Origin of the sequence: Streptomyces coerulescens (assembly GCF_042657965.1) — a bacterium.
GTDB classification, from domain to species: domain Bacteria; phylum Actinomycetota; class Actinomycetes; order Streptomycetales; family Streptomycetaceae; genus Streptomyces; species Streptomyces coerulescens.
This window is the reverse complement of sequence record NZ_JBHSKM010000002.1, coordinates 398,115-412,354: the sequence shown is the minus strand read 5'-3', so window position 1 is coordinate 412,354 and position 14,240 is coordinate 398,115. Positions and strand designations below refer to the sequence as shown.

Below are 14,240 nucleotides of genomic sequence, written 5' to 3'. Positions count from 1 at the left end.
CCGGAGCACGGCTCTGTTCATAGTGGTGTGAGGTGCCCCGGCTCCGGCTGCCGGGGCACCAACACCGGGTCCTGGGCGGGTGCGACCACGGGGGTGCCGCGTCGGATTGTTCGTCGTCCGCGGGTGCGTTGTGGTTGGTCGCGCCCACGCGGCGGTAGCCGCACATGCAGAACAGCCCCGCGCCCCTTGTGCTGCGCGGCCGTGCTCGGGGGTTGTGAGACACCGGGTTCGGGTGTCGCCCGGCTGAGCAGGACCACCCCCCATGACGCCAGCCCCGCTCCGGCCAGCGCGAGGAGCACGCCCTCCGCGCCGCCCTGCAACCGCTCGCCCAGCAGCACGAGCCCGATCACCGCGGCCGCCAGCGGGTTCGTCAGCGTCACCATCGCGAGCGGGGCGCCGAGGCCGCCCCGGTAGGCGGTCTGCGACAGCAGCAGCCCGCTCGCCGCGAGGGCCGCGACCAGCAGCGCCACCCCGGTCACCTGGAGGCTGAGCGGCGGGGCCGAGTGGTCCGTCGCCGCCACCGTCACGGTCTGCGTGAGTGCCGAGGCGACACCGGAGGCGAACCCGGACGCGGTCGCGTGCCGCAGTCCCGGGCGGGCGCCCGGCCGCGACAGCATGCCGATCAGGGCCACCGTCACCGCCGCCACGGCCAGCGCCTCCGAGGTGCTCAGCACCTCGTCGGGCGCGGGCCCGGACGCCGTGACGAGGATCGCGCCCAGGCCGGCCAGCGTCAGCGCCGTACCGCGCCATTCGACCCCGCTGACCCGCCGCCCCGCCAGGCGCGCGCCCAGCGGCACCGCGGCCACGAGTGTCAGCGCGCCGAGCGGCTGCACCACGGTCAGCGGACCGTACTTCAGGGCCACGACGTGCAGCAGCGCGCCCGAGCCGTTGAGCAGGACCGAGCCCCACCAGGCGCCGGAGCCCAGCAGGCGCAGCACGCCCGAGCCCGCGGCGCGGGAGGCCAGCCGCTCCTGGGCGACGGCCGCGGCGGCGTAGGCGACGGCGGAGAACAGGGACAGGACGATGGCGAGCACGGTGGCGTTCATCGGGCCGCTCCCACGAGTACGGAGTCCTCGTCGACGGTTTCCTTGTCGCGTTGCTTGTCAGGTTCCTTGTCACGGGCACCCGGGAGGGGCTTCCCTGCGGTCACCGGGGTGCGTGCGGGCAGGTGGATGACCGCGAGGGCGGCACCGAGCATGGCCGCCGCCACGATCGCGTCGAGCCAGTAGTGGTTCGCCGTGCCAACGATGACCACCAGGGTCAGCAGCGGATGCAGCAGCCACAGCCCGCGCCAGCGCGAGCGGGTCGCCACGATCAGGCCGATCGCGACCATCAGGGCCCAGCCGAAGTGCAGCGACGGCATCGCCGCGAACTGGTTTGAGAGGTGGTCGGTCTGCGGGGAGCCGTACACGGAGGGGCCGTAGATCTCCGCGGTGTCGAGCAGTCCGGTCGCGGCGAGCATGCGCGGCGGGGCGAGCGGGAACGTCAGATGCACCACCAGGGCGGCGGCGGTGACGGCTGCGAGGACGCGGCGCGCCCAGACGTAGTGCGCGGGGCGCCGCAGATACAGCCAGACCAGGAACGCCAGGGTGGCCGGGAAGTGCACGGTGGCGTAGTAGGTGTTCGCGAGGTGTATGAGCGTGTCGCCGTGCAGCAGCAGGTTCTGCACCGAGCCCTCGCCGGGCAGACGGACGGCCCGTTCCAGGTCCCACACACGGTCCGCGTTGCGGAAGGCCTCCGCGGTGTGGCCCGTGGCCAACTGGCGGCCGAACTTGTAGACGAGGAAGAGCCCTGCGACGAGCAGGAGCTCCCGGACGAGCGGAGGCCGCGCTATCGCGGTCTCCGCTTCTGAAGGCTCGGTGCGGGCATTCATTCCCCCGGCCCTTTCGCTGACGTGGGTGGTGCTGGCTGTGCTGTCGAGCTGATGACTCCGCGGGTTCGGCGAACTCATCGATACGGCCACGTACCGAAACGTGCCTGTACCGATACGACACTGTACCGATACGCCGACGTTCCGGTACAGTGACGTTTCGATAGACGTGCGACACACTGGAAGACAGGCCCCCGGACAGGGCGGGGCGTGGCACCCGAGCGAGGAGACGAGCAGATGACGTCGCAGGCCGCGGACGGACCGGAGACGGTCGCCGCCTCGCGCCGCTCCAAGATCACGCCCGAGCGTGAGCAGGAGTTCTTCGACGCCGTGCTCGAACAAGTCCGGGCCTGCGGCTACGACTCCGTCACCATGGAGGGTGTGGCAGCCAGCACGCGGTGCAGCAAGGCCACGCTCTACCGGCAGTGGAAGACGAAGCCGCAGTTCGTCGCGGCCGCCCTGCGCGCCAGCCGGCTGACCCGTTTCGACGGCATCGACACCGGCACGCTCGCGGACGACCTGCGGGAGGCCGCACGGGCCGCGGGGACCTGGTCGGCGAAGGACACCCGGCTGTTGCAGGCCCTCGGCCACGCGGTCATGGAGGATCCGGAGCTCAAGAAGGCGCTGCGGGAGGCGCTCATCGACCCGGAGATCGACGCACTGCGGCAGATCCTCAGGCGCGGCGTCGAGCGGGGAGAGGTCGCTGCCGACAATCCGGCGCTGGAGTACATCCCCGCCCAGATCTTCGGCGTGCTGCGTGCCCGGCCCGTACTGGAGGGCGAGGACGCCGACCCGGAGTACATCGTCCGATTCGTGGAAGCCGCCGTGCTGCCGACGCTCGGACTCACATAGGACCCAGGCCGCCGTCCACGGGATGACTGGACGGTGACCTGTTCCGCGCCGCACCGTGGGGACGGGGGCGGCGCGCACCCCCCGGCCGGGTGGGGTTCCTCTTGAGCGGAGAGGAGTCCCACCCGGCCGCCTCTTGTCCGGGGCCGCAGGGAGGCGGGGCGGGGCGATGGGGGATCAGACGTCCTGGCCGTTGCCCCCGCCGGTGGACACCTTGATGCCCTTGGTGATCTCGTCGATCACCGACTGCTTCTCGCCGACGTCGACGCCGAACCGGACCACGACCATCTGCCGCTCATTCGCGGGGGAGGGGAAGACGAGCGACTCGACGTAGCCGTCGGCGCCCTTGCTCGTGACCGCCTTCCAGCGGACCAGATAGCCCTTCTGCCCGGCCACGGTCACCGCCTTGGAGGCCAGCACCTCGTGCGAGGTGATCTCGCCGTACCCCTTGCCGTAGGAGTCCTCGGCATTCGCCGCGATGTCCGCCTTGGCGATCTCCTCGGCGGTCTCGCCCTTGGTGCCGAGCGCCAGCGCGGGGACCGAGTAGGCACCGCCCTTCATGCAGGTCTCGGAGGTGTCGGCGGGGCACTTGTACGTCTCCTTGGACGACACCTGGGCCCCCGCGGTGATCTCCTGGCCGTACCATCCCTCCGGCACGGGGATGCTGATCCCGTTCACCGGGTCGGACACCGAACCGCTCTCGATCCGCGGTGCCTCGGACCCCTCCGGCGCGGGCGACCGCCCACCGGAGCCGCCGCCGGAGTCCCCGAAGGGGCCGCCCTGCCCGCCACCGGGACCGCCACCGCCGTCCTGCCCGCCCTGTCCTCCCGGGCGCTGCTGGGAGTTGGAGCCGCCGCCCGAGCCGTCGTTCGCGGCCAGCGCGTACACACCGACGCCGATGCTCGCGAGAACGACCGCGGCCACCCCCACGGCTATGCCCGTGCGCAGACCACGCCGGCCGCCCGACTGCACCTGGCCGGGATAGCCGGGGTGCACGGGGTAGCCCGGGTACGCCGGATGGGCCGGCTGCTGCGGGTGGGCCGGATACGCCGAGGGCTCGCCCGCGGTCGGCGGCTGCTCCGGCTGCGCCGAGGGCACCGCGTCGGCCCGCGGCTGCTCCGGCGGACTCCAGCCGCCGGTCGACCCCGCGGGCCGGACCTGGTCCGTCCATGCCTTGCCGTCCCACCAGCGCTCGGTGGGCGGACCGTCACTTTTCCGGCCGGGGTCGGGGTACCAGCCGGGAGGAGTCACCTGCGTCATGTGCACACCGTATGAGGCGTCGGTGAAAGCGGGATGAGAGGACCCGGTCCGGATTCCGGAATGTCGGCCCGGTCGGTGCTGATTCCCGCCGGCGGGACCACGGCATATCGCCCGGCGTCACTCCACGACGAGCCGCACGGGCCGCTGCCCGGCCGGCGGTGGAAGCCGCAGTCCGTCCCGCCCCGGCGTGATCGAACCCAGCACGCGCGCGTGCCGGGCGCCGGTGGCCGACGGCACGGCGCCGGGCAGGCCGTGCGCGGTCAGGAAGCCCAGCACCGCGAAGGCGTACGCCTCCTTCGCGGCCGACGGCAGCCCCAGCTCGTCGGAGGTGCGCAGCGCCACCCCGGGCAGCCGCTGCCCGAGCATCCGCATCAGCACGGGGTTGCGCGTCCCGCCCCCCGAGACGACGACCTCGGTCGCGCCCAGCGAGCCCACGGCATCGGCGACCGTCCGCGCCGTAAGCATGGTCAGCGTGGCGACGACGTCCTCGGCGGGCAGGGTGCCGACACCGGACAGCGCGTCCCGCAGATGACCCAGGTGGAACAGCTCCTTGCCGGTCGTCTTCGGCGCGGGCAGCGCGTAGTACGGCTCTTCCAGCAGCCGGCGCAGCAGGGGCTCATGGACGGTGCCGCGACCGGCCAGCGCCCCGTCGACGTCGTACGACAGCCGTCCGCCGCTGAACCCCCGCGCCGCCGCGTCGATCAGCGCGCAGCCGGGCCCGGTGTCGAAGGCGGTGCCGTCGGGCGCGGTGAGGTTGGCGATGCCGCCGATGTTGAGCGCGACGGGCGTGCCCGGGCGGCCGCGCAGCCACAGCAGGTCGACCAGGCTGACCAGCGGTGCTCCCTGGCCGCCGGCGGCGATGTCGCGCGAGCGGAAGTCGGCGACCACCGGCAGCCCGGTCGCCTCGGCGATCCACGCGGGCCGTCCGAGCTGGAGCGTGCCGTGCACCCGGCCGTCCTCGGCCCAGTGGTACACGGTCTGCCCGTGCGAGGCGATCAACTCCGCCCGTCCGTCGCACAGTTCACGCACCGCGCGGACCGCCGTCGCGGCGAAGGCCTGCCCGATGCGGGTGTCGAGCCGGCACACCTCGGCCATCGAGGTCGCCCCCGGCGGCAGCGAAGCCGCGAGCGCGTCCCGCAGCGTCTCGTCGTACGCCTCGCTCACCAGACCCAGCGGCTTCAGGGCGAGGCTGTCGCCGTCGAGGCTCAGGTCGGCGGCGCCGGCGTCGATGGCGTCGTACGACGTGCCCGACATCAGGCCGATCACCCGCATCCGATCAACTCGCCTTTCCCTTCGTGTCCTCCGCCACCGGAACCTTCGCAGCCCCGGCCCCGGCGCCCGCCCTCGGCGTCCACGCCAGCGCCAGAGCGCTCACCGCGCACGTGGCCGCCGCGTAGTACGCGGGGATGTCCACGCTTCCCGTCCGTTCGATCGTCTCCGTGATGATGAGGCCGGCGCACCCCGAGAACACCGCATTGGACAAGGCGTAGGCGAGCCCCAGCCCCGTGTAGCGCACCTTCGTCGGGAACAGTTCCGCGAGCATCGCAGGTCCCGGTCCCGCCATCAGCCCCACCACGGCTCCCGCGCCCCACACTGCCGCACCCTTCACGGTGAGGGAAACGCCCGGGGCCTGAAGAAGGTTGAGCAGCGGTACCGCGAGCAGCACCACGAGCACCGCTCCCGTCAGCATCACCGGCCGCCGTCCGAGCCGGTCGCTGAGCCATCCCGCCGGCACGATCGTCACCGCGAAGCCGAAGTTCGCCAGCACCGTTGCGATCAGCGCCTGCTGGAAGGACGCGTCCAGCGTGGACTGGAGATACGACGGCAGCACCACCAGGAAGGTGTAGCCGGCCGCCGCCCACCCCATGATCCGCCCGGCCCCCAGCGCGATCGCCCCGGCGACCTCCCGCGCGGGCGGCCGTTCGGTCCGCCGCTCCTGCTGGAACGCCGGCGTCTCGTCCAGCCGCAGCCGCAACCACAGCGCACCGAGACCCAGCGGCAAGGTCAGCAGGAACGGCAACCGCCAGCCCCAGTCGCCCAGTTGCGCCTCGGTCAGCACGGTGGCGAGCAGCGCCGCCACCCCCGCGCCGCCCAGCAGCCCCAGCGCGACCGTGAACGACTGCCACGACCCGTACAGCCCGCGCCGCCCGGGTGGCGCGAATTCGGTCATCACCGACACCGCGCCACCGAACTCGCCGCCCGCCGAGAGCCCTTGCAGCACCCGCAGGAACGTCAGCAGCCACGGCGCGAGCGCGCCGACGGTGGCGTACGTCGGCAGGGCGCCGATCAGGGTCGTCGCCCCGGTCATCAGCGTGATCACCAGGATCAGCACCGGACGCCGCCCGATCCGGTCCCCGAGCCGGCCGAACAGCGCCGCTCCGACGGGCCGGAAGAAGAACGCGAGCGCGAACGAGGCGTACGTCTTGACCAGCGCCTCGACCTCACTGCCGCCCTCCGGGGTGAAGAAGCGCGCAGCGATGATCGTCGCGAAGTAGCCGTAGACACCGAACTCGTACCACTCGATGAAGTTGCCCACCGACCCCGCGACCAGGGCCTTGCGGGACCGGACCGTGCCTCGCTCGTGGAAAGCCAACGTCATCCCCGCGCCTTCGTAAGTCGCCCGAGGGTCGAACGCGGCGTCGAGCGGATGCCGACTGAACGCCGGTTCGGCCGTCGGTTTTTGACTGCCTTTTAGGTTTTCCGGGGCAGGTCGCGCGCCCTTCGCGTCGCCCGCCCGCACCCACCGTCACCCATCACGGCAACAGCTGCCCGGACCGGCCTCCACTCAGTCACCCGTACGGCTACGCTCGAGGTCGGTACGTCGTCAGGGCGACTTCGGGGAGGTAGCGGGATGACTCAGGTACGGCCCACGCCGGCCGCCTCGGCTCCCCTTTGGGAGCGCGACGAGGAACTCGCCGCGGTCGAGGAGGCCCTCGACACGCTGTGCGCGGACAACTCCTCGTCGGGCAGCCTCCTGGTGCTCCGGGGCGAGGCGGGACTCGGCAAGACGGCGCTGCTGGCCGAAACCCGTCGGATCGCCGAGACCCGCGGCTGTACGGTCTGGTCCGCCCGCGGCAGCGAGACCCTGAGCTCCGTCCCCTTCAACGTCGTACGGCAGCTGCTCCAGCCCGCGCTGCTGTCGCTGATGCCGGAGGAGGCGCGCGAGTACCTCGGCGACTGGTACGACATCGCCGGACCCGCCCTCGGGATAACGGACCCCGGCGACCGCCAGGCCGACCCGCAGGGCGTGTGCGACGGCCTGGTCGCCGCCGTACGCAGGCTGGCCCGGCGCGACTGGCCGCTGGTCCTGCTGATCGACGACGCGCACTGGGCCGACCAGGAGACCCTGCGCTGGCTCGCCGCGTTCGCCGAGCACGTCGGCGAACAGAACGTCCTGGTCGTCGTGGCCCGCCGCCCCGGCGAGACCAGCGGCGACAGCGCGCGCCACCTGGACACGATCGCCGCCGCGGGCTCGTCCGTCGCCACCCTGAGCGCCCTCACCCCGGACGCCACCACCGGCCTGACCCGCGCCACCCTGGGCGCGCACGCCGACGCCCCGTTCTGCCGCGAGGTCTGGGCGGTCACCGGCGGCAACCCGTACGAGACCGTCGAACTCCTCGCCAAGGTCCAGGACAGCGAACTCGAGCCGACCGAGTCCGCGGCCGACGAGCTGCGCGCCCTGAACCGCGCTGCCCGCGGCGGCGGCCTCGTCGCCCGTCTGGAGACCCTCGGCATCGAGTCCACCCGGTTCGCCTGGGCGGCCGCGATACTCGGCACCGGCATCTCCGTCGACCTGGTCGCCGAACTCGCCACCATGAACCTGGACGAGGCCGTGCGCTGCGCCGAGAAGCTGCGCACCGCCCGCATCCTCACCGAGGCCGACCCGGCGGGCGTCCAACCCGACGACGGCGACCTGCAGTTCGTGCATCCGCTGATCGCCACCGCCGTCTACAACTCCATCCCGGACGCCCTGCGCACCGCGATGCACGGCATCGCCGCCCGCGTCGTCACCGACAACGGCCAGGGCGCAGCCGTCGCCGCCCGCCACCTCCTCGAAGTCCACCCGGACGACGACGAGGAACTGGTCGAGCAGCTGCGCGAGGCCGCCCGCGAGCACCTCGCCGTCGGCGCCCCCGACGCGGCCCGCCGCCGTCTGGAGCGCGCCCTGCTGGAGCCGCCGCTGCCCGCGGTCCACGCGCGCGTGCTCCACGAACTCGGCTGCGCCACCCTGCTGACCGCGCCCGCCAAGACCATCGACCACCTCCAGACCGCCCTCGCCATGCCCGGCCTCGACGGCGACGAACGCGTCGACGCCGTCTACCGCCTCTCCCAGGCCCTCCTCCACAACGACCAGCTGGAGGAGGCCGTCCGCACGGTCGAGGCCGAGGCCGCCCGGCACCCGGCCGGACCGGCCAGGCTGCGCCTCCAGGCCGTGCAGTTCATGTGGGAGGGCATCCACGCGGGCGAGACGACCTCACCCGGGCGCTCCACCCGCCTCGCCGAACTCGCCCGGACCTGCACAGGCCGCGACAACCCCGAGCGCGCCCTGCTCATACTGCGCGGCTTCGACGCCATGGCCCGCGGCGAGAACGCCGAGGAGGTCGTCGAACTGTGCGACCGCGCCCTCGTCAACGGCCGTCTCGCCCCCGGACTCGGCTGGACCGACCCCGAATGGGGCATCGAACTGCCGATGATGCCGGCCAGCGCCTACGCCTACACGGACCGGCTCGACCGCGCGGAGGCCCTCTACAACGAGGCGCTGCGCGCCTACGAGTCCGCCGGCTGGAGCGGCGGCCACCTCTCCCTGGCCCACGCCTACGTCGGACTCGGGCTGCGCCGACGCGGCCGGCTGCGTGAGGCGGAGGCGTCCCTGCGCAAGTCGCTGGCGCTCGCCGAGCGCGTCGGCCGGCGGCTGCCCCTGCACTGGTCCGCCACCTGCAACCTCGTCGACACACTGCTCGCCCGCGGCCATGTCCAGGAGGCCTGGGACATCGCCGACCAGTACGGCTTCGCCCCGCCCTACCCGTCCACCATCGTCCTGCCGGACCCGCGCTCCGTCCGGGGCCGGCTGCTGCTGGCCGTCGGCCGCACCAAGGACGGCATCAACGAACTGGAGGCGGCGGAGAAAGCGGCCGAAGCACGCGGCCACCACAACCCGGTGCTCGCCCCCTGGGCCGTCGACCTCACCCGGGCCCTGGCGAGCGAGGACCCGGAGCGGGCCGCCCGCCTGGCCACCGAGGTCCGCCGCAGCGCCGAACGCCTGGGCACCGACACCGCCATCGGGGAGGCGCTGCGGTGCGCTGCCGCGCTGGAGACGGGGCAGCGTGCGGTGCGTCTGGCCGAGCAGGCGGTCACCTATCTGGAAGCCTCACCGTGTCAGTACGAACACGCCGCCGCCCGTGTCGAGTACGGCATCGCCGCGCGCTCCGCCACGGAGTTGCGGCGGGGGATCACGCTCGCGCAGTCGTGCGGGGCGGACGGGCTGGTGCTCCAGGGCGAGGCGGTGGCGCTCCGCTAGGGGGGCGGGGGCGGATTCGGCTGCGGCGCCGTTGGGGCTGGTCGCGCAGTTCCCCGCGCCCCTGTCGGGGCGCGTCAGAGCTTGAGGAGTTGATCTGTGACGGCGGTCAGTCGTCGCTGGACGCTCGCGTCGTAGGTCTTTTCGTGTGCCCGTGCCCGCGACGTGCCGTCGAAGTAGCCGCCCGTTCCCATGTCCCCGGTCGCCAGGGCTACGACGCCCGGCGCGCCGTCGGCGACCGTGGACCAGGGCGTGATGCCGCCCTCGCGGACCATGCCCGTGTCCATGAACGTCGCCGGGTGCAGCACGTTGACGGAGACGCCGGTGCCGGCCAGCTCCTCCGCGAGGGTGAACGTATGGGCCGCGAGCGCGAACTTGCTGCGCCCGTACGCCGAGCGGCCGTCGTAGCCGCGGGTCAGCTCCGGGTCGTCGAGGTCGATCGGCTCCTGGCCCGCCGAACCCACGTTGACGATCCGCGCGGGCGCGTTCGCGCGCAGCACGGGCAGCAGGGCGCGGGTCAGCGCGACCGGCGCCAAGTAGTTCACCGCCAGCCGCAGTTCATGCCCGTCGACGCTGAGTTCACGGCCCGAGCCGGGCGAGCCGAAACCCACCCCCGCGTTGTTGATCAGCACGTCGAGCTCGGGATGCTCCCCGGCGACATGCGCCGCCAGCTGCCGTACCTGATCCAGTGAGGCGAGGTCCGCCACGAATCCCTCGGCCTCGCCCTCGGCCCGCAGCTCCTCGGCGAGCCGCTCGACACGGCCCGCGTCCCGTCCGTGGGCCAGGACGCTGTGCCCGGAGCGGACCAGCTCGAAGGCCACGTAGCGGCCGAGACCGGAGGTGGCGCCGGTGATCAGAATCGTGGACATGCCCCCACCGTAGGCGCGGGCGGGGGCATGTGCGAGGTGCTGCTGAGGCTACGACCGGCAGGGTCACCCTTCCTCTTCCGCGAGCACCCGCTGGGCGGTCGCGAACGCCGAGTTCGCCGCCGGGACCCCGCAGTACACGGCCGTCTGGAGCAGTACGGCGCCGATCTCCTCCGGCGTCAGACCGTTCCGTCGGGCCGCCCGGACGTGCATGGCCAGCTCGTCGTAGTGGCCGTGCGCGACCAGCGCCGTCAGGGTGATCATGCTGCGTTCGCGGCGGGTGAGCGTCGGGTCGGTCCAGATCTCGCCCCAGGCGTAGCGCGAGATGAAGTCCTGGAAGCGTGCGGTGAACGGGGTCTGCCGGGCCTGCGCCCGGTCCACGTGGGTGTCGCCGAGCACCTCGCGCCGCACCTCCATGCCGCGCCCGGACGCCCCGTCGAAGTGCGCCCGCAGCGCGGTGAGCACGGCCTCCGGGCACTGGGCGGGCGCCAGGTGCGAGGCGCCCGGGATCTCGACGAGCGCGGCGTTCGGCACCGCGTCCGCGATCTCCCGCAGATGGACCGGCGGGGTCGCGGGGTCCTCGCGCCCGGCGATCAGCAGCGTCGGGGTGGAGATCTCGGCCAGCCGGTCGCGCAGGTCGAACGCGGCGAGGGCGTCACAGCAGGCGGCGTACGCGGCCGGATCGGCGTCCCGTTGGTCCCGCACCAGCTCCGGCACGGTGAACCCGGGGGTGAACCAGCGGGCGTTCGCGCTCTCGGCGAGCCCGGCGAGCCCCTCGCGGCGCACGAGTGCGGCCCGCTCCTCCCACGGCTTCGAGCCGTTGAAGTGCGCCGACGCACAGATCACGGCCAGCGAGTCGACCCGCTCGGGGTGGTGCACGGCGAGATGCAGTCCCACCGCACCGCCGAGCGACACGCCCGCGTACGCGAACCGCTCGATGCCGAGCGCGTCGGCGAGCGCCAGCACCAGTGCGGCGAGGTCACCGATCGTCGCGCCCGCCCCGATGAGATCGGCGGCCGAACCGCCGTGCCCCGGCAGTTCCCAGCGGACCACCCGATGGCTGATCGACAGCTCCGGCGCGACCTTGTCCCACAGGGCGGACGACGTGCCGAGCGAGGGTCCGAGCAGCAGCGGCGGTGCCGAGGTGGGCCCTTCGGCACGGTGGTCGAGGAGTTTCAACGTCGCTCCAGGGCGCGGTCGGTGAGGGCTCCGGCGGAGCCGGTGTAGTGGGTGGGGTCGAGGTCGACGTCCGCCAGCTCGGGTGCTTCGGCGAGCGGACGTCCCTCGGCGGCCAGCCGGGTGAGCAGTTCCTTGGCGCGGGCCCGGCCCAGCACCGGGGCCAGCTCGGCGGACAGCCGCTCGGAGACGATCAACCCCTGGGTGAGATCGAGGTGTTCGCGCATGGCCTCGGGCCTGGTCCGCAGTCCCTCGGCGAGTTCCACGGCGTCCCGGGCGGCCCCGCCGACCAGCCGAAGCAGATCCCTCAGCGGCTCCCACTCGGCGTGCCAGGCGCCGGCCGGCCGCTCGTCCTCCGCCGCCAGCGACCCGTACAGCGTGGCCGCGAGCTGCGGTGCCCGCCGGGCGGCGGAGGCGATGAGGGTGGACCGTACGGGGTTGGACTTGTGCGGCATCGCGGAGGAGCCGCCGCCGCTGCCCTCCGCGACCTCGGCGATCTCGGTGCGGGAGAGAGTGAGCACGTCCACGGCGACCTTGCCGAGGGCGCCCGCCGTGAAGGCCAGACATCCGGCCAGGTCGGCCACGGGCGTGCGCAGGGTGTGCCAGGGCAGGTCGGGCGCCCGGAGGCCGAGTTCACGGGCGTAGGCGGCCGGCAGCGCGGTCGGATCGCTCGCGCCGTACGCCCCGATCGCCGCCAACGTCCCCGCCGCGCCGCCGAGTTGGGCGGGCAGGGAGTCCCGCACCGCGCGTACCCGGTCCCGTGCGTCGAGCACCAGAGACCGCCACCCGGCCGCCTTCAGCCCGAACGTGGTCGGCACGGCGTGCTGGGTCAGCGTGCGCCCCGGCATCGCGGTGTCACGGTGCTCGGCGGACAGCCGGGCGAGCGCCGCCGCCGTGCGGTCCAGGTCGCCGAGGACCGGGTCGAGCGTGCGCGCGGCGACCAGCATCGTCGCCGTGTCCATGATGTCCTGGCTGGTCGCGCCCCGGTGGACGTAGGTGCCGTACTCCTCGCCGTACTCTTCGCCGACGGCCTTCGTCAGGTCGCCGGCCAGGGGGATGACCGGGTTGCCGCCGGCGCGGGCGCGCTCGGCGAGGGACCGTACGTCGAACCGCCCGGCGTCCGCCGCCCGCGTCACCGCCTGCGCGGCCCCCGCCGGGGCGAGGCCGAGGGCGGCCTGGGCCCGGGTTAGGGCGGCCTCCGCGTCGAGCAGGGCCTGCAGCCAGGCCGTGTCGCCGGTCGCGCAGGCCGCGGGGGAGCCTGCCCGCCCGGGGGCGAGCAGGCCGGTGTCGTCGCCGTCGGCAGAAGTCACTGGAACTCCAGGAAGACCGTCTCGCCCTCGCCCTGAAGGCGGATGTCGAAACGGTATGCGTCCCGGCCCTGCTCCTCGGCGATCAGCGTGTCGCGTCGGGCCTCCTCCAGCCCGGCGAGCAGCGGGTCGGCGGCCAGCGCCGCGGTGTCGCCCGGCAGATAGATGCGGGTGAACAGGTGCATCAGCAGCCCGCGTGCGAACACGCACACGCTGAGGTACGGCGCGCTCCGTCCACGCGCCCCCGGCCGCAGGGTACGGGCCGTCCAGTGGCCGGCCGCGTCCGTCTGCACGCGCCCCCAGCCGGTGAACTCCACGCCGTTGCGGCCCAGGAAGCCGCCGTTCGCCGGGTCCCGCCGCATCGAGCCGTCGACCTGCGAGATCCGGCCGTCCGGGTCGGCGCCCCACAGCTCCACGAAGGCGTCCGGGAGCGGCTTGCCCGCGCCGTCGAGGACGTACCCCTGGAGGGTGATCGTGGCCGGATGGCCTACGGGAGCGATGTCGCCGCCGCCGGGGAAGGGCAGCGCGTGGCCGTAGAAGGGGCCGACCGTGTGCGACGGAGTGGGGAGCACCGTCTCCGGGCGGCTCGTGTCGATCTTCGTCATGGCAGGTCAGCGCCCTTCTTCGATCCAGGTGGCGGCGGGCCCGTCGAGCACGATGTCCCAGTGGTAGCCCATCGAGAACTCCGGCACGGAAAGGCTGTGGTCGTACGTTGCCACCAGCCGCTGCCGGGCCGCGTCGTCCGTCACCGACTGGATGATCGGGTCGTACGGGAACAGCGGGTCGCTCGGGAAGTACATCTGGGTCACGAGCCGCTGCGTGAACGCCGTCCCGAACAGCGAGAAGTGGATGTGGGCCGGCCGCCAGGCGTTCTCGTGCTGCCGCCAGGGGTACGGGCCCGGCTGGACGGTCGTGAAGCGGTAGAAGCCGCTGTCGTCGGTCAGGGTGCGGCCGACGCCCGTGAAGTTGGGGTCCAGCGGGGCGTCGTGCTGCTCGCGCTGATGGGCGTAGCGGCCGGCCGAGTTCGCCTGCCAGATCTCGATCAGCTGGCCGCGGATCGGGCGGCCGTCGCGGTCGAGGAGGCGGCCCTCGACGGTGATGCGCTCGCCGATCGGCTCACCGGTGTGCTGCCGGGTGAGGTCGTTGTCGATCTCGGTGATGTCACGCTCGCCGAAGGCGGGGGAGTGCAGCTCCACCAGCTCCGGGTCCTTGCTTGTGTCGATGGAGATCGGCGGCTGCTTCGGGTGGCGCAGGGCGGAGGAGCGGTACGGGGCGTAGCCGCGCCGCGGATGGTGCTCGACGGGGGCGCCGTCGGCGACCCGCTTCTCGTACGCGGCGTGCTCGGCCGCGATCTCCTGGTCGATGTCGTGCTGGGTGAGAGTCATGGGAGTTCCTCG

The 14,240-nt window shown here is 73.3% G+C and carries 12 protein-coding genes; 2 read left to right on the top strand and 10 right to left on the bottom strand.

What is annotated here, in order from left to right; all coding sequences use genetic code 11:
- Nucleotides 1-17: 17 nt before the first annotated feature.
- Both ACFPQ9_RS03400 and ACFPQ9_RS03395 read right to left on the bottom strand, forming a co-directional pair.
- Nucleotides 18-1,046, bottom strand: a complete 1,029-nt coding sequence (locus ACFPQ9_RS03400) for a DMT family transporter (RefSeq protein ID WP_380846217.1) — start codon at nucleotides 1,044-1,046, stop codon at nucleotides 18-20.
- A complete protein-coding gene (locus ACFPQ9_RS03395) occupies nucleotides 1,043-1,873 on the bottom strand; it encodes a phosphatase PAP2 family protein (protein ID WP_380846214.1) in 831 nt (276 codons plus the stop codon). The genes ACFPQ9_RS03400 and ACFPQ9_RS03395 overlap by 4 nt, the downstream gene beginning before the upstream one ends.
- 234 nt (nucleotides 1,874-2,107) lie before the next feature.
- Here ACFPQ9_RS03395 and ACFPQ9_RS03390 point away from each other — a divergent pair, with 234 nt between their 5' ends.
- Nucleotides 2,108-2,722, top strand: a complete 615-nt coding sequence (locus ACFPQ9_RS03390) for a TetR/AcrR family transcriptional regulator (RefSeq protein ID WP_380846211.1) — start codon at nucleotides 2,108-2,110, stop codon at nucleotides 2,720-2,722.
- 174 nt (nucleotides 2,723-2,896) lie between these two features.
- Here ACFPQ9_RS03390 and ACFPQ9_RS03385 read toward each other — a convergent pair whose 3' ends face one another.
- The 3 genes from ACFPQ9_RS03385 to ACFPQ9_RS03375 form a co-directional block, all read right to left on the bottom strand.
- Nucleotides 2,897-3,979: a DUF2510 domain-containing protein gene (locus ACFPQ9_RS03385; RefSeq protein WP_380846208.1), complete on the bottom strand. Its 1,083-nt coding sequence runs from the start codon at nucleotides 3,977-3,979 to the stop codon at nucleotides 2,897-2,899.
- A gap of 117 nt (nucleotides 3,980-4,096) precedes the next feature.
- Nucleotides 4,097-5,251 carry an anhydro-N-acetylmuramic acid kinase gene (locus tag ACFPQ9_RS03380; RefSeq protein WP_380846205.1) on the bottom strand — a complete coding sequence of 385 codons (1,155 nt, stop codon included), beginning with the start codon at nucleotides 5,249-5,251 and terminating at the stop codon, nucleotides 4,097-4,099.
- Nucleotides 5,252-5,255: 4 nt separating this feature from the next.
- A complete protein-coding gene (locus tag ACFPQ9_RS03375) occupies nucleotides 5,256-6,578 on the bottom strand; it encodes an MFS transporter (protein ID WP_380846202.1) in 1,323 nt (440 codons plus the stop codon).
- A 252-nt stretch (nucleotides 6,579-6,830) separates the two neighbouring features.
- Between ACFPQ9_RS03375 and ACFPQ9_RS03370 the strand changes: the two genes are divergently transcribed.
- Entirely contained in the window at nucleotides 6,831-9,497 is a 2,667-nt protein-coding gene (locus ACFPQ9_RS03370) for an ATP-binding protein (RefSeq protein ID WP_380846200.1), read from the top strand.
- A 74-nt stretch (nucleotides 9,498-9,571) separates the two neighbouring features.
- Here the strand turns inward: ACFPQ9_RS03370 and ACFPQ9_RS03365 are convergent, their stop codons facing one another.
- From ACFPQ9_RS03365 to pcaH, 5 genes are all read right to left on the bottom strand, one after another.
- Nucleotides 9,572-10,363, bottom strand: coding sequence for an SDR family NAD(P)-dependent oxidoreductase (locus tag ACFPQ9_RS03365; protein WP_380846197.1), 792 nt, complete (start codon nucleotides 10,361-10,363; stop codon nucleotides 9,572-9,574).
- Between the two features lie 63 nt (nucleotides 10,364-10,426).
- Nucleotides 10,427-11,539 carry a bifunctional 3-oxoadipate enol-lactonase/4-carboxymuconolactone decarboxylase PcaDC gene (gene pcaDC / locus ACFPQ9_RS03360; RefSeq protein WP_380846194.1) on the bottom strand — a complete coding sequence of 371 codons (1,113 nt, stop codon included), beginning with the start codon at nucleotides 11,537-11,539 and terminating at the stop codon, nucleotides 10,427-10,429.
- A complete protein-coding gene (pcaB, locus tag ACFPQ9_RS03355; RefSeq protein ID WP_380846191.1) occupies nucleotides 11,536-12,846 on the bottom strand; it encodes a 3-carboxy-cis,cis-muconate cycloisomerase in 1,311 nt (436 codons plus the stop codon). Before pcaB ends, pcaDC begins: the two co-directional genes overlap by 4 nt.
- Nucleotides 12,843-13,448, bottom strand: coding sequence for a protocatechuate 3,4-dioxygenase subunit alpha (gene pcaG / locus ACFPQ9_RS03350; protein WP_380846188.1), 606 nt, complete (start codon nucleotides 13,446-13,448; stop codon nucleotides 12,843-12,845). Before pcaG ends, pcaB begins: the two co-directional genes overlap by 4 nt.
- A 6-nt stretch (nucleotides 13,449-13,454) precedes the next feature.
- The gene (pcaH, locus tag ACFPQ9_RS03345; protein ID WP_380846185.1) at nucleotides 13,455-14,228 is read right to left on the bottom strand and encodes a protocatechuate 3,4-dioxygenase subunit beta; all 774 of its coding nucleotides are present in this window, start codon (nucleotides 14,226-14,228) and stop codon (nucleotides 13,455-13,457) included.
- Nucleotides 14,229-14,240 lie beyond the last annotated feature (12 nt).

Bases quoted from the DNA above. Each gene is read 5' to 3' on its own strand.
- ACFPQ9_RS03400 (WP_380846217.1), bottom strand. From the start codon at position 1,046: ATGAACGCCACCGTGCTCGCCATCGTCCTGTCCCTGTTCTCCGCCGTC.
- ACFPQ9_RS03395 (WP_380846214.1), bottom strand. From the start codon at position 1,873: ATGAATGCCCGCACCGAGCCTTCAGAAGCGGAGACCGCGATAGCGCGG.
- ACFPQ9_RS03390 (WP_380846211.1), top strand. From the start codon at position 2,108: ATGACGTCGCAGGCCGCGGACGGACCGGAGACGGTCGCCGCCTCGCGC.
- ACFPQ9_RS03385 (WP_380846208.1), bottom strand. From the start codon at position 3,979: ATGACGCAGGTGACTCCTCCCGGCTGGTACCCCGACCCCGGCCGGAAA.
- ACFPQ9_RS03380 (WP_380846205.1), bottom strand. From the start codon at position 5,251: ATGCGGGTGATCGGCCTGATGTCGGGCACGTCGTACGACGCCATCGAC.
- ACFPQ9_RS03375 (WP_380846202.1), bottom strand. From the start codon at position 6,578: ATGACGTTGGCTTTCCACGAGCGAGGCACGGTCCGGTCCCGCAAGGCC.
- ACFPQ9_RS03370 (WP_380846200.1), top strand. From the start codon at position 6,831: ATGACTCAGGTACGGCCCACGCCGGCCGCCTCGGCTCCCCTTTGGGAG.
- ACFPQ9_RS03365 (WP_380846197.1), bottom strand. From the start codon at position 10,363: ATGTCCACGATTCTGATCACCGGCGCCACCTCCGGTCTCGGCCGCTAC.
- pcaG (WP_380846188.1), bottom strand. From the start codon at position 13,448: ATGACGAAGATCGACACGAGCCGCCCGGAGACGGTGCTCCCCACTCCG.
- pcaH (WP_380846185.1), bottom strand. From the start codon at position 14,228: ATGACTCTCACCCAGCACGACATCGACCAGGAGATCGCGGCCGAGCAC.